Annotated in this window: 10 protein-coding genes and 1 pseudogene; 7 read left to right on the forward strand and 4 right to left on the reverse strand. The window is 35.2% G+C overall.

The window, feature by feature from the left end:
* Positions 1-11 precede the first annotated feature (11 nt).
* On the forward strand, positions 12-353 hold the full coding sequence (locus HF196_RS02705; RefSeq protein WP_246198621.1) for a transposase: 342 nt from the start codon (positions 12-14) through the stop codon (positions 351-353).
* Positions 354-415: 62 nt separating this feature from the next.
* Complete coding sequence (locus tag HF196_RS02710) at positions 416-658, forward strand: hypothetical protein (RefSeq protein ID WP_168455703.1); 243 nt, start codon at positions 416-418, stop codon at positions 656-658.
* A gap of 163 nt (positions 659-821) precedes the next feature.
* Here HF196_RS02710 and ligA read toward each other — a convergent pair whose 3' ends face one another.
* Complete coding sequence (gene ligA / locus HF196_RS02715) at positions 822-2,318, reverse strand: NAD-dependent DNA ligase LigA (RefSeq protein ID WP_168455704.1); 1,497 nt, start codon at positions 2,316-2,318, stop codon at positions 822-824.
* 28 nt (positions 2,319-2,346) lie between these two features.
* Positions 2,347-4,110 carry a tetratricopeptide repeat protein gene (locus HF196_RS02720; protein WP_168455705.1) on the reverse strand — a complete coding sequence of 588 codons (1,764 nt, stop codon included), beginning with the start codon at positions 4,108-4,110 and terminating at the stop codon, positions 2,347-2,349.
* A 360-nt stretch (positions 4,111-4,470) separates the two neighbouring features.
* Here HF196_RS02720 and HF196_RS05880 point away from each other — a divergent pair.
* Both HF196_RS05880 and HF196_RS02730 read left to right on the forward strand, forming a co-directional pair.
* Positions 4,471-5,754 (forward strand): annotated as a pseudogene (locus HF196_RS05880) (ankyrin repeat domain-containing protein); the annotation flags it as partial.
* A 288-nt stretch (positions 5,755-6,042) separates the two neighbouring features.
* Positions 6,043-7,425, forward strand: coding sequence for an ankyrin repeat domain-containing protein (locus tag HF196_RS02730; protein ID WP_168455706.1), 1,383 nt, complete (start codon positions 6,043-6,045; stop codon positions 7,423-7,425).
* A gap of 85 nt (positions 7,426-7,510) precedes the next feature.
* On the opposite strand, the gene HF196_RS02735 is transcribed toward HF196_RS02730, so the two are convergent.
* Positions 7,511-8,698: a hypothetical protein gene (locus HF196_RS02735; RefSeq protein WP_168455707.1), complete on the reverse strand. Its 1,188-nt coding sequence runs from the start codon at positions 8,696-8,698 to the stop codon at positions 7,511-7,513.
* A gap of 213 nt (positions 8,699-8,911) precedes the next feature.
* On the opposite strand from HF196_RS02735, the gene HF196_RS02740 reads away from it, so the two are divergent.
* Both HF196_RS02740 and ccmA read left to right on the forward strand, forming a co-directional pair.
* Positions 8,912-9,454: a leucine-rich repeat domain-containing protein gene (locus HF196_RS02740; protein ID WP_168455708.1), complete on the forward strand. Its 543-nt coding sequence runs from the start codon at positions 8,912-8,914 to the stop codon at positions 9,452-9,454.
* A 156-nt stretch (positions 9,455-9,610) separates the two neighbouring features.
* The gene (gene ccmA / locus HF196_RS02745; RefSeq protein ID WP_168455709.1) at positions 9,611-10,228 is read left to right on the forward strand and encodes a heme ABC exporter ATP-binding protein CcmA; all 618 of its coding nucleotides are present in this window, start codon (positions 9,611-9,613) and stop codon (positions 10,226-10,228) included.
* An 822-nt stretch (positions 10,229-11,050) separates the two neighbouring features.
* Here ccmA and HF196_RS02750 read toward each other — a convergent pair.
* Positions 11,051-11,998: a P44/Msp2 family outer membrane protein gene (locus HF196_RS02750; protein WP_174855509.1), complete on the reverse strand. Its 948-nt coding sequence runs from the start codon at positions 11,996-11,998 to the stop codon at positions 11,051-11,053.
* 125 nt (positions 11,999-12,123) lie between these two features.
* Between HF196_RS02750 and HF196_RS02755 the strand changes: the two genes are divergently transcribed.
* A complete protein-coding gene (locus tag HF196_RS02755; protein WP_168455710.1) occupies positions 12,124-13,650 on the forward strand; it encodes an acyl-CoA carboxylase subunit beta in 1,527 nt (508 codons plus the stop codon).
* Positions 13,651-13,721: the final 71 nt, after the last annotated feature.

Consider the following 13,721-nt stretch of genomic DNA (forward strand, 5'->3'; position numbering starts at 1 on the left):
AACGCCATATTATTGTAAATACTGTAGGTCTTATAATTGCTGCTGAAGTACATAGTGCAAGCATGCAAGATCGTAATGGTGCTTTAAATCTTTTTGCTCAAGCTAAATGCAAAGCTCCAACTCTATGCAAGTTTTTTGCTGATCAGGGGTACACTGGTAAGTTACAAAATCGCTGTTTATTGGAAACTGGATGTGTATTAACAATTACCAAGAAAATAGTTGATATAGGGTTTCAGGTTATTCCTAAACGTTGGATTGTTGAAAGAACATTTGCCTGGCTCTCCAATTTTAGGCGTATGAGCAAAGATTATGAGCATTCTCCTCTCACCTCAATAATCTCTTCTTTCATATGATTACTGTTATGCTTCATAAATTATCACGTTTATTAGTTTGAAGACATGTTCTTAGAGCTCTATTGCCTGAAACAAGAAAAGATAGTAGTAAACTATGGGATTTCCAAAGTGAGTACAGGAAAATTAAGAATCAAAAATCAGTAGATATGTTAGATGAGGTATTGAGATCCTTATCTAAAGATATGAAGACCGACAAGATTAAAAAAGCAGAAAAGATCAAAGTTGCAAAAAAACTACTTGAATTAGACGTTTCTATCAATGTGATCTCACGAGCATCTAGTTTATCTGCTAAGGAATTTACGTAGTTTGAAGGTATCATAGCAAAAATTTCATATATAGCTAACCCAAATTAGGTTTCCCCGGGCGCTAAGGACAAAGGTAACTTCTATTGCTTAATAATATAATTGCATTTTCATATTATCTTGGGGAAATCTTTCCTTGGTTAGCTATAGAGCACAAAGTGTGTCCTTAGGTTAATTTCAAGAATTCCTCCTCAGTTAAGATTTTAATACCTAACTCTAAAGCTTTTTGGTACTTAGATCCTGGATTTTTACCTACAACCACAAAATCCGTATTTTTCTTGGACACACTACTGCTAACTTTCATACCTAAAGATTCAGCCATTTCTTGTGCCTCATTCCTTTCCATGGTCAAAAGGGTGCCAGTAAACACTATTACTTTTCCACTAAGGGGAGAATCATTGGTATTAGCACTCACAGACTGAATTGTTAGTTGAGAAGCAAGATCACTTACCATTACAATATTATCCACATCGGAGAAAAACTCTTTCAAAGAAGCTATAGTTTCTTCGCCTATGCCGATGATGCTCATTAATTGACCAGAAACTTTTCTATTGTAGGGCAATGTAGACATTACAGAATACCAATTTTCATAAGATTGATAATGCTTTGCTAGTAATTTTGCTACATGCGGTCCAACAAGTCTAATTCCCAAAGAGGCTATAAATTTTTCAAGTGTTATGGTTCTTCTACTATTGATCGAATCCAGTAGATTAGATATAGACTTCTCTCCCCATCCATTTAGCTCATGTAAGTTAAATCTTTTGAGTTTTTCTTCGAGGGTGAAAATGTCATTTATGTTGTCTATCAAGCCCAGATCACAAAGGAACTCCACTTGCTTATCACCAAAACCAGTCATGCCCAACTGAGAAACAAAGTGTTTTACCTTTCCTATTTGCTGTGCTGGACATATGTCTCCACCTGAACATCTAACTATAGCTCCCCAGCTATCAACTATACTGCTACATTCGGGGCAGATGTCAGGAAAAACAAATTTTGGTGTATTTTTAGGACGGGCACTTTTATCAACACTGGTAATTTTAGGAATTACATCACCAGCTCGCTCTACTACCACTAAATCACCTTCTCTTATGTCTTTACGCTTAATTTCATCCTTATTATGCAAAGTTGCTCTAGTGATGAGAACGCCACCGATATTTATTGGAACTAATTGAGCGATGGGTGTTAATATGCCAGTTCGACCAACCTGTATCGATATCTCTTCTATAATGGTTTTTCCATATTCTGCAGGAAATTTATGTGCTATGGAACCCCTTGGTGCTTTGTTGGTATTGCCTAATTTATCGTGCGATTTCAAATCATTAACCTTATAAACTATGCCATCGATATCGTAGCCTAAATTATAACGATTACTATAGATTTGATTGTAGAACTCTAGCATTTCGTCTGTATTGTTTGCTAAAAATTTATACTCGTTAACACAGAAACCAAGTTCTTTCAATTTGTTTAATACTTCAAGCTGGGTCTTCTCTGTTCCGCCGATCAAAGAATAAGCAAAATACTTCAGTGGTCTGCGAGCGGTAACTTCTGGATCCAATTGTCTGAGTGAGCCTGAAGCTGTGTTACGGGGATTGGAAAATTGATTATCATCATTTGACTTTTTAGCATTACCCATTCCGTATGTCCACTTTATCTGATATAGCATAAGAATTTATAGAAGTCCTACACACACTTTAGTGATACAAGGAAGGGCTCGGTGCCTGATCAAAATTTATTGGCTGTAGTACTTCATTAACTCTGCTCCTTGGATGGCTTTCCTTTCTTTCTCTGTTGCATTTTTTTTCTAGTGAGTTAAGTAGAGCTTTGGTATTTAAAGTATCACGATGCCCAGGTCCTAACTTGTCTTTTTGGATATTTAGTACTTCCCGAAAAACTCTTAAAGACTCGCCATATTTACCTTGTTCTTTAAGCACTACCGCCATATGACAATAAGTCATTAAAGTGTGACGATGCAGAGGTCCTAAAATATCTCTTCTTTTTTCAAGTACTACCTGTAATGTTTCCAGAGCCTTACTGTACCTACCTTGTTTGAAATACGCTTCTGCCATATTATGCTGTTCATTTAATCTGCAAATTAAATCTGATTGATCACTATCTCTATCAGAACCTGACGAACTCTCTTCCATTCCTCTATTACATCTTTCTTCTAGTAAATTAAGGAGAGCTTTGGTATCTAAAGTATCAGGATGATCAGGTCCTAACTTGTCCTTTTGAATATTTAGCACTTCCCGAGAAGCTCTTAAAGACTCACTGTATTTACCTTGCTTGTAAAGCACTACTGCCATATGATAACGAGTCCTTAAAGTACCAGGATGCTCAGGACCTAAAACATCTCTTCTCTTTTCAAATACTTCCTGAAAGGTTTTCAAAGCCTCGCTATATTTACCTTGGCTTGTAAGCACCTCTGCCATATTATTTCGAGTAGCTAAAATATCAGGATGATCAGGGCCTAAAACACCTATTCTGCTTTCAAATACTTCCTGAAAGGTTTTCAAAGCCTCACTGTATTTACCTTGATCATAAAGTACTTCTGCCATATGATAACGAGTCATTAAAGTATCAGGATGGCTAGGGCCTAAAACATCTCTTCTTTTTTGAATGTCAAATACTTCCTGTAGGATGTTAAAAGCCTCGCTGTACTTACCTTGATCATCAAGTACTCCCGCCATATTATAACGAGTCCATAAAGTATCAGGATGGCTAGAGCCTAAAACGTCTCTTCTTTTTTCAAATACCTCCTGATAGATATTAAGTGCCTCACTGTAGTTATCTTGTTTGTCTAGCACTAACGCCATATGATAACGAGTCATTAAAGTGTCAGGATGGTTAGGACCTAAAACATCTCTTCTTTTTTCAAGTACTACCTGTAATGTTTCCAGAGCCTTACTGTACCTACCTTGTTTTAAATACACTTCTGCTATATTATGCTGTTCATTTAATCTGCGAATTAAATCTGATTGATCACCGTCTCTGTCAGAACCTGATGAACTCTTTTCCGTATCGCTATCAGAGCTTGACGAACTCTCTTCCATTTCTCTATTACATCTTTTTTCTAATGAAGTAATGATATATTTCTCAGCATTTTCGTCATGTAAATCAAGTTTGGCAAGACGTACCAGGTTACCATTAGCTAAGGCTTCTACACCTTTGTCACCTATACCACTATGTGATAAATAAAGCTCAGTAAGGTTTAAAAGATTTCCATTAGCTAAAGCCTCTGCACCTTTGTTACCAATTTCATTACCTACTAAATTAAGCGAAGTAAGATGTGTAAGCTCGGCTAATCTTTTTGCACCTTCATCATCAATTCCTGCTCGTTCTAAACTAAGCCTTATAATGTGTGTATTATTTTGTAAAAAATTTACCAGCTCGTTTACATTGATTTTTACATATAATACTTCTAAAGCGTCACCTTTTACGTACTGATTAAAATTCACTTTACCCCCCAATTAACATAGGTATAACGTAGTTAGCGTTTCAGCAACTGTCAATTGCTTTGTTGTATAAGAATTTACGAGAACTTCATATTAATGTTTTTTATATCACCTACACTATTCTTTTTAGATTATGCTAGAGCTCTATTTTAAAACCCTCTAAAAGAATCGCATATAGTTGTAATGGTAATTTCGTGCAGAAAAAAAATTTGTTGCATGCCAAAAATATCTGTGCTACGTATACTGAAATTTACATAATTTAATAACAATTTTATAGCGTAAAGAAAGACTAGTATCATAGGAGGGTTTATGAGAGAAGTTGATAGGAAATTGTTCAACGCTATAAAGTAAGGTAATCTTGATAGGGTTAAAGAATGTCTTAGTAGAGGGGCTGATATTCTTACTAAGGATGATTCTGGCAAACAACCTATACATGTTGCTGCAATTACAGGCAATACAGATATTATAGAGTTTCTTTTAAGCAGTGGTGCGAGCGATGATACTGATAAAGAAGGACGTACATCACTGTATCACGCCGCATCATTAAGTAACTTGGAAGTTGTAAAGTTTCTTGTCGATAAAGGTGCTAGTATTAATGCTAAAGACAGGTTTGGTTGGACACCTTTACATTCCGCTGCTGTCTCCAATACAGGAAATATAGCTAAGCTTCTTATAGATATGGGTGCTGATATTAACGCTAAAAATGATGATAATAAAACACCTTTTGAGTTAGCATGTAAGAATGGTAAAACAGAAGTAGCTAGTTTTCTTGCAACGGTACAAGATAATCGCCATAGAACAGCACTTCACTATGCTGCCCAAGAAGGGAATTTAAAGTTAGTTGGGCTTCTCATAGAAAAAGGAGCTGATGTTAATGCAAAGGATAATGAAGGTAAAACACCTTTAGATCTTGCAAAAGCAAATCATATAGAAATAGTTAGCTTGTTAGAGGAAAGTATGAGAAAAGAGAAAGAGGAAATCTTGTCAACAGATACTCGTAGTCAACGTAGTGTTAAAAATGATAATATCATGATAAAAGGTAATGAAGCTACAAGTAGAGGAAGTAAGCCATCTTCGCTGGTAAATAGCTTATTTGGTCGCGCAAAGGATTCCTTAGGGATATTGTTTAGTTCCAAAGTTGCATTACCTGGAGAGAGCTATACAGCACAAAGTTTACCTAACACATCACAGCATGGCGAAGCGATAAAGAGTAGTAGACCTATTAGTTTTCTAAGTCACATTCTAAGCCCTGCAAATATTACTGCTGCTGGTTGTATTGCTGATGCTTTAGATAAAACAGCAAGCAAGCGTTATCAGAATTTGATAAGTAAAGAAGTAGAGGTTGTACCAAGTGTTGATGTTGCAGTTAGATTTGCTCTTAAGAAATTTGATTCATTTATAGAAGATAAAATAAAAAATCTTAGTCTGAAGGAACGCGCTAGAGTACGTGCTGAACTTAAAAATGCATATCCAGAAATAGTAGAAAGCTTTAAGAGAGGAGTTGAGTTTAGTGGTAATGTTGGATTGGATAATGTTTTAAAAGAATGTAAAAAATGTTTCTGTAAAAATGTGCTTGGAGAAGACAAAGTGTCAACTTGTTTTTCTAATGTAGAAGTAGGTGGCTTTGGAAATAATCTTAATAGGTAGGTAAGAAACAGAAACGTTAATTAAATGCTCTATCAATTTGGTAAAGTTACTGCTGGTGTGGCTTGATCCCTACTTAACAATTAGCCTTTGCTGGAAGAAATCACCCAGTAGTTTACTATATTCAGTAGAACTAAAATCAATATCCCTCCTTCGTATCAAAACAAATATTAGCGTGTATTTTTGTATTAACTAAGCTATAATAAACTAAAAATTCATACAGACAAATTTTGACTCTCATGTGTCTAAGAAGTGTAATAATGAAACTCTATTGATATTTAAGAGGAAGATATGGCTTTAACGCTGGAACAGTGGGAAGAAATATTAAATGCAGTAGAATTCAACAACAACCCAGGTGATGTACTTGAACAGGTAAAAGCGAAATTAAAAGAACAATATTTTGACACATACAAAGAGTGGGAACAGGGAGGTTTCAACGTAAACCATCTATTTAACATACGAGATGGTCAAATTTGTCTAGAACATACATTATTGCACATAGCTGCTTTAAATGGCCACTTAGATATAATTAAATGCCTTGTAGAACAAAAAAATGTTGATGTTAATCAAGTAGATAACGATGGCTTAACTGTCTTACACGTTGCTGCTGAAAATGGTCGCTTAGGTATAGTTAAACATCTTGTAGAACAAAAAAATGTTGATGTTAATCAAGTAGACAACGATGGCTTAACCGCTTTACATTGGGCTGCTTCAAATGGCTACTTAGATACAGTTGAATATCTTGTAGAACAAAAAAATGTTGATGTTAATCAAATAGATAACTACGGCGACACTGCTTTACATTGGGCTGCTCAGTATGGCCATTTAGGTACAGTTAAATACCTAATAGAACAAAAAAATGTTGATGTTAATCAAGTAGACAACGATAGCTACACTGCTTTACATTGGGCTGCTTTGAATGGCTACTTAGATACAGTTAAATACCTTGTAGAGCAAAGAAACGTTGATATTAATCAAGTAGATAACGATGGCGAAACCGCTTTACACGTTGCTGCTTCAAATGGTCACTTAGATATAGTTAAATACCTTGTAGAACAGAGAGATGTTAATATTGATCAAGCAAATAACAATGGTAAAACTGCTCTACATTTTGCTGCTCAATTTGATGAATTAGATGTAGCAGAGTTTCTAATAGCACATGAAATTAAACTAAAGGGTTCTGAGGTACGAAAGCCAGATTACCTAACAGAACATAGAGAAATTTCTGAATATTGGGATAAATGTCTAGATGAAGTAAAAAAAATGAAAGAAGAAAAGGTTGGTGGAAATATTACGTTTTATAGTATTTTGGTAAGCAAGAGTATTGATAAGCTAGAATACTATATGCGGAATGAACAATTCACCAAAGTATTAGAAAGAAGTAACTATCGAAATAAATTTCCTATATATGCCAATGATCTAGACTATTTATTCAAGAAAGCGAAACAAAGAGTAGAAGCTTTAAATATAGGTGAAATAGTCATTAAACACTTTGATGGTTTGAGTAAGGGAGGTCCTGCTCATTTATATATTGCTGAGTATTTAAGTGATGAGGACTTAAAAAATTTGAGAAAAGCAGCAATACAAACTATAGATGAAGAAGATATATCTAAGTCCCTAGGAAGTGATGTACGTGTAGAACATGCAGCAAAAAAACAAGGTATGCAAATGTAGATTTAGTAATTTAAAAGGCAGTAGTGAAAGAAGTTTATACAGCTATCTCAAAAGTATATGTCGTCAATATAAGATTCATAGCTTATTAGTTAATTGAAGCTTGAGTAATATCTTTACGATTAAAGTTATTACATCCAATAGGATCATTTTCTTTTTTAGCACTATGGTAATTTCTAATGCCATGGCTTAATTGCTTGGAATAATCAAAATTAAATGCCTCACCATCAAACGATTTTCCCTTGAAGTTTCTAAACCAATATTTTATTTCTCTTTCTGTCGCCTGCTTTGGTGGCACTGATGAAGATTTTTCAGGATATTGTGCTGTACTATGGCATGATAAACATGAGGATTGTTTATTATCCACTGGACCATTAAGTCTGCCTAAATACCCTAAAGAACCTTGTACTACATCGGGATTTATCCAACATTCTAGCAGCTTCTTCCCGATTATGTAATCGGCCGTAAAATAATTAGAATCATTACCCCAGGCAACACCCACTAACTTCATATTTAACCATGGATTTCTATTATTTATAGTAGAATCATAAATAAACGTACCTGCAACCCACCCTGTTTCTTCTGATCGCTTATCTTTGACTAAAAAATCAATTTGAAACAATCTAATTTGCTTAAATACTTTTTGAGTTCCTTTATCAGATTGATTAATATAGGCAGTCCAAGTAACGCTATTTTTAAGAGATGGAATATCATTCTGTGTTGCCTCTGTGAATACTAATTTTGCGCTTACTGTACCGTCTAAGAATTGACCCTTGGTAATATCAGGATTATCTATATCTTGCCATACCTGCCCATATGTATAGGCTCCTTGCTCATTAATAATAGAAATTGCCCAATTCTGTATTATTGATTTTTGATTGTTATGTAGCTCACCTGGCTTAAAGGAGCGTTCCCTTGTTAGACCATTAACAAATTCTCTACCATTTACCCCATAATGCATCCATGGGGCATGATACCAATCAGCAACTTTATTGCAATGCAAATCAAAGTCACAGATGGTGTTCCCATTATATATATATTTTAAAATTGTATCAGCATATTTCTGTGGTTCCTCTATAAATGATATGTGTTCCCATGGTCTTTCTTTATCACTAATCTTGGTTGGATAATCAGTCTTAATTCTAAAAACCTTACCATTATAATCTAAAGGTACTTTATCACACGAAGATATAACTATTTTATCAGTATACGCAACATTACTATTTAGCATTAAAAACAATAAGATTAGTAAGCTCCAAGCTTGAACTTTAGCCATATATAATACGTCTAATTTTTGCCAGAACGAGATTCTTACATAAATGGTGCTCTTTTGCAAAATTTTTGTGTCTTTTTGGAGAAATAAATAATTCACCTCTCACGATCACACAGAGTTTTGTATCTTCTGTAAGTTATTCATAATTTTTTAACAAAATTGACAATCATCAAATACTGGATAAAATACTCATGCAGCAGTGTTAATCTAGAAAGAATGAACTTTAGCAAGTACGTCGAAAAGGGAGGCAAAATTTTAGTATTGAATAGTACCTCAATAAATATAAGCGAATTGGTAGGCTTCCTACAAAGTAACGCATATGTTACTGAACTTTATCTGCGAAATAATGGTATTAACGATGAAGATGCAAAGGCCCTAGCCAGTCTCACAAATCTTACTAAACTGCACCTAGATTGTAGCAATGTTGGCGGTGAAGGTGCAAAAGCTTTAGCCAGTTTGAAAAGACTGACTGAACTTTGTATATACCATAGCAAAATTGATGATGAAGGTGCAAAGGCTTTATCCAATCTCAAAAATCTCACTAAGCTTGACTTAGGGTGGAACAGTATTGGTGATGAAGGTGCAAAAGCCTTTGCCTCTGAGTTTAAATCAGAGCTTGATCAAGCAAATTTTGAGACTAAACTAAAGATAATTCTATTCTTAATGAGAGGTATTAAAATTGACCACGATGATATGCACATAGTGTTTCGGTTTCAAGAACTGGCTTTGGAAACGCAAAAAAAATGTTCAACATTGTAGCGTGGCACTGGGATGACACCCTTTTAGTGAAAAGAATTTTCAAATCACAATGCTTACGTATTAAGCATTTACTATCTGTTACACAAGCTGCTTGCAAATTGCAATGTTCATACATCAAAGTATCTAGGCTCCAAATCCTCTTTGGAGGTCCAGTAAATGCTTGAATGTGAAAATTTATCCTGCACCCGTAATAACAAAATATTATTTAAAAATCTCAGTTTCCAAGCTAAGCCAAAATCGAAGATCTTAATCACCGGTCCAAATGGTAGTGGTAAGACCAGCCTAATTAGAAGTTTATCTGGACTCTTACCACCAGTATCAGGCAACATAAGGCACTGTGGAAAAGACATATATGATGACCCAAAGTCTTATATACCTTCTATGGTTTATATAGGGCATAAAAATGCCTGCAAGAATAGTCTAACTGTTGCTGAAAACATAGAACTCTGGGCAGGAATACGAGATACTAAAGAATTGATTATGGCCGCTGTCTGTTGTTTACAGTTACAACCTGTTCTTAATATTAGGTACGGCGAACTTTCTGCAGGTTGGAAAAGAAGAGTTGCACTTGCTCGCCTTTTAATCTCTAATGCGAATGTTTGGCTGATAGATGAGCCATTTTGCAATCTTGATAGTGCAACCTGTGAATTAGTGCTGAACCTAATCTCAATACGTTCTGAGCAAAATGGCATAGTAATTATCACAGGGCACAGTTCCACGAAACAATTATGTGATTTTACAACAATCAACATATCTAATTTCGTAGCTGATTAATCTTACTGAGAAAAGTAGAAAGAAAGCTTAAAATATTTTTTACAAAAAATTGCTTAACATACTTTATAGCTTTACTATAACTGGTGGCGAAGGTGTTTTAGGATCCAAAAATCTCTCTTCGCTTGCAAGCTTTTCCATTAAATAACGAAGTTCACTAAAAAGCTTAGTGTATCTTCTTCAGTGCATGTAGGTGCACATGCATGCTTATTTCTGTCGTATGCGCGCTGCATTTTTCCTGGATCTTTCTTATAGGAGGTTCATCATGTCTATAATTTTAAACTATGCATATTGTTAGCTTGAGTATAATAAAAACCAGATAGTATCTTGGGTTTTTATCGTAAAATAGCCAACAAGAGGTAATGTTATTAACTTAAGAGCTTTTACTTAAAAAGGACATGCTTTAGACTTTTTTATTGGGAGAAGCAAAAGTACTTTCCTATAGTTTTTGGAATGGTAAAGGTTTTTATACACTTGGATATAATAATTCTAATATACCTTTAAAAATATCTGTTCAGGAACGTGGCTAATGTGCGAATATTGAAGCAAAAGTGGTGTCATCAAAGTAGCAGACACTTGGATCCAGGAAAGTTTGCTTGCTAAACTTATTTGGTAATCATAGAAGGCAGCTAATCTTATACTAAAACACAACGTTTTCAATAAGACTGCAAAAAAGGCTGGATTCCAGCGTCAAGCGCTGGAATGACACCCTTTGTTGTAAATTCACTTTTACTCTGTGATTATCTTTTTATACTACCTTGTCTACCTTATTTTGCCACTCCGCTGAACAGATACTTTTGAAATACTTAGAAGCATCTATCCACATCAGAAATGATAGGTCAATCCAAAGTCTAAACCGTATATACCAAATCTATTTGTGATAGTTGCAGTAGTGGATTCAATGCGCGCGGGTTCATCAACCCCAGCTTTGTTTCCTCCACTAGGGGTATATTTCTCACCTTTTAGTATCTTGATTACAGGTACAATGTCTTTAAATTCGTTACCGAGAATACCGAAATAGCGCAAACCAGCAAATGCCTGCACTTGCGCTGTGAGTTGGTAATTAGCACCAAGCTTTGCTTGATAAGCAAATGCATATCTTGTTCTTCCTAAAAACTTGACCTTAGTCAATCCTCCACCAACACCAACATAAGGCACAAGTTGCATTTCTTCTTTATTAAAGTCGTAATATACATTCACCATTCCAGCCAAATTATTAAAGCCTTCATTTTTCATTCTGAATGCAGCTCTAAAATCTGCTAGATTTTTACTAATGTTGTCACATTTTTCAGTATCTACTTTAGCCTCATCCTTGGTCTTAAAAAACTTAATACTTACCCAGGGTGAGCCACATTTTGCTCCAACAGAATACTCTTTCTTACGACGAAGTTCAACATACCTCGCATGATTTTTATTTGAATAATCTTTATCGTATAAGTCAGTTTGAGAATATAAACCTTCAAGCTCAACTCTCATATCACCCAGCGAATATCCTATTGAAGCACCACCAGCAAATCCTGGAACGTATTTAGGGTTATGCCCAGCTTCAATTCTCCCTTTCTTATTAATACTAAAAACTCCATCTGTTACATCACTTTTTGCATCTTCTTTTCCTTCTAGACTTCCTATATTATTGAATAATGCTCCAAAATAGTTGGCCTTAACGTAAAAATTTTCTAGGTTGTTTATTTGAGCCTCATTAGACAAGCATTCAACCGAAAAGGTAAGCAAAAATGCCAGTACACATGCTACCCTAAGCTTTTCACTCATCATTTGTAGCCTCCCTGTAGCTAAAAATCATATTTATCACTTAAGAAGCTATTTATGTCAAGAACAGAATTTTTTACACTTTTAAAAAGTAATGTATACTTCGTTGACTGAAAATCACTTTTTTTGATATGCAAGATTTTAAAATACTAGAAAATCTAAAAACTAAAGCTCTAGAAGCTGAAAAAGGAGGTGGTCTTAATAGGATCAATAAACAACATGAAAAAGGGAAATTAACTGCTAGAGAAAGGCTTAGTATATTGCTCGATGAAAACTCATTTGAAGAATACGATAAGTTCGTAAAACATCATGCAACTGACTTTGGCATGCAAAATGCCAACTTTCTAGGTGACGGAGTTGTAATTGGCCATGGCACTATTTACGGCAGAAAGGTTTTTGTTTATTCCCAGGATTTTACTGTCTTTGGTGGATCGCTTGGTGCTTCACATGCAAAGAAAATATGCAAAATTATGGATATGGCAATCAATGCCAGGACTCCAATTATCGGGCTAAATGACTCAGGTGGAGCCAGAATTCAAGAAGGAGTAAATTCTCTTGCCGGTTATGGAGAGATTTTTCAAAGAAATGTCAATGCATCAGGCGTTATACCACAAATTTCTTTAATCATGGGACCATGTGCTGGCGGTGCAGTTTATTCTCCAGCATTAACTGACTTTACTTTTATGGTGAAAAACAGTTCATACATGTTTATAACTGGACCAGATGTAGTAAAAAAGGTCACCTACGAAGATGTAAGCCATGAAGACCTCGGTGGGGCAAAAGTGCATACAAGCAAAACAGGAGTCGCAGATTTCGCATTTAATAATGATGTTGAAATGCTGCTAAAAATGCGTGAATTCTTTACCTTTTTACCAGCAAACAATCAGGAATCTCCTAAATCTGTGCCAACCTGCGATAATATTGATGAAATTGATGAATCCTTAAATACCCTGATTCCTCACAATCCTAATACTCCTTATGATATGTGTGAACTTATTGAAAAGGTGTGTGATGAAAGGAAGTTTTTTGAACTGAAACCTGATTTTGCTCGTAACGTTATAATTGGTTTTGGTAGAATTAAAGGAAATACTATTGGTATTGTTGCAAATCAACCTATGCACCTTGCAGGATGTTTGGATATTGATTCCTCAAGAAAAGCTGCAAGATTTGTAAGGTTCTGTGACGCATTTAATATCCCTCTCATCACACTCATTGACGTTCCAGGGTTTTTGCCCGGCACAAATCAAGAATACAATAATATAATACAGCATGGAGCAAAGCTACTTTACGCTTATGCTGAAGCAACTGTGCCAAAAATTAGCCTTATCACTAGAAAAGCGTATGGTGGGGCATATATCGTCATGAACTCTAAACATCTAAAAGGTGATATAAACTATGCTTGGCCAACTGCTGAAATAGCTGTGATGGGCCCTGAAGGTGCAGTTGAAATTATATTTCGACATGAAAAAGACCAACAAACACTAATTAAAGAATACAAAGAAAAATTTGCTAATCCATTTTTTGCCGCATCACATGGGTATATTGATGGTATAATAGTGCCAAGTAAAACGAGGCATCACCTTCATAAGGCATTAGAGCTACTCAGGAATAAGAAAGTAGACAGGATATGGAAAAAGCATGATAACCTGCCTCTGTAACTCTAGAAGGGTGCGGTCTTTTACTTGAGCTTTTTAATTTGAAACAAATGTAAAAGATGGCTTAAACTAGC

This window comes from Wolbachia endosymbiont of Ctenocephalides felis wCfeJ, from assembly GCF_012277315.1.
Taxonomy (GTDB): Bacteria; Pseudomonadota; Alphaproteobacteria; order Rickettsiales; family Anaplasmataceae; genus Wolbachia.

Excerpts from the sequence above, each read along its gene's own strand:
- ligA (WP_168455704.1), bottom strand. The coding sequence starts at position 2,318 with ATGCTATATCAGATAAAGTGGACATACGGAATGGGTAATGCTAAAAAG.
- HF196_RS02730 (WP_168455706.1), top strand. The coding sequence starts at position 6,043 with ATGGCTTTAACGCTGGAACAGTGGGAAGAAATATTAAATGCAGTAGAA.
- HF196_RS02735 (WP_168455707.1), bottom strand. The coding sequence starts at position 8,698 with ATGGCTAAAGTTCAAGCTTGGAGCTTACTAATCTTATTGTTTTTAATG.
- HF196_RS02740 (WP_168455708.1), top strand. The coding sequence starts at position 8,912 with ATGAACTTTAGCAAGTACGTCGAAAAGGGAGGCAAAATTTTAGTATTG.
- ccmA (WP_168455709.1), top strand. The coding sequence starts at position 9,611 with ATGCTTGAATGTGAAAATTTATCCTGCACCCGTAATAACAAAATATTA.
- HF196_RS02750 (WP_174855509.1), bottom strand. The coding sequence starts at position 11,998 with ATGATGAGTGAAAAGCTTAGGGTAGCATGTGTACTGGCATTTTTGCTT.
- HF196_RS02755 (WP_168455710.1), top strand. The coding sequence starts at position 12,124 with ATGCAAGATTTTAAAATACTAGAAAATCTAAAAACTAAAGCTCTAGAA.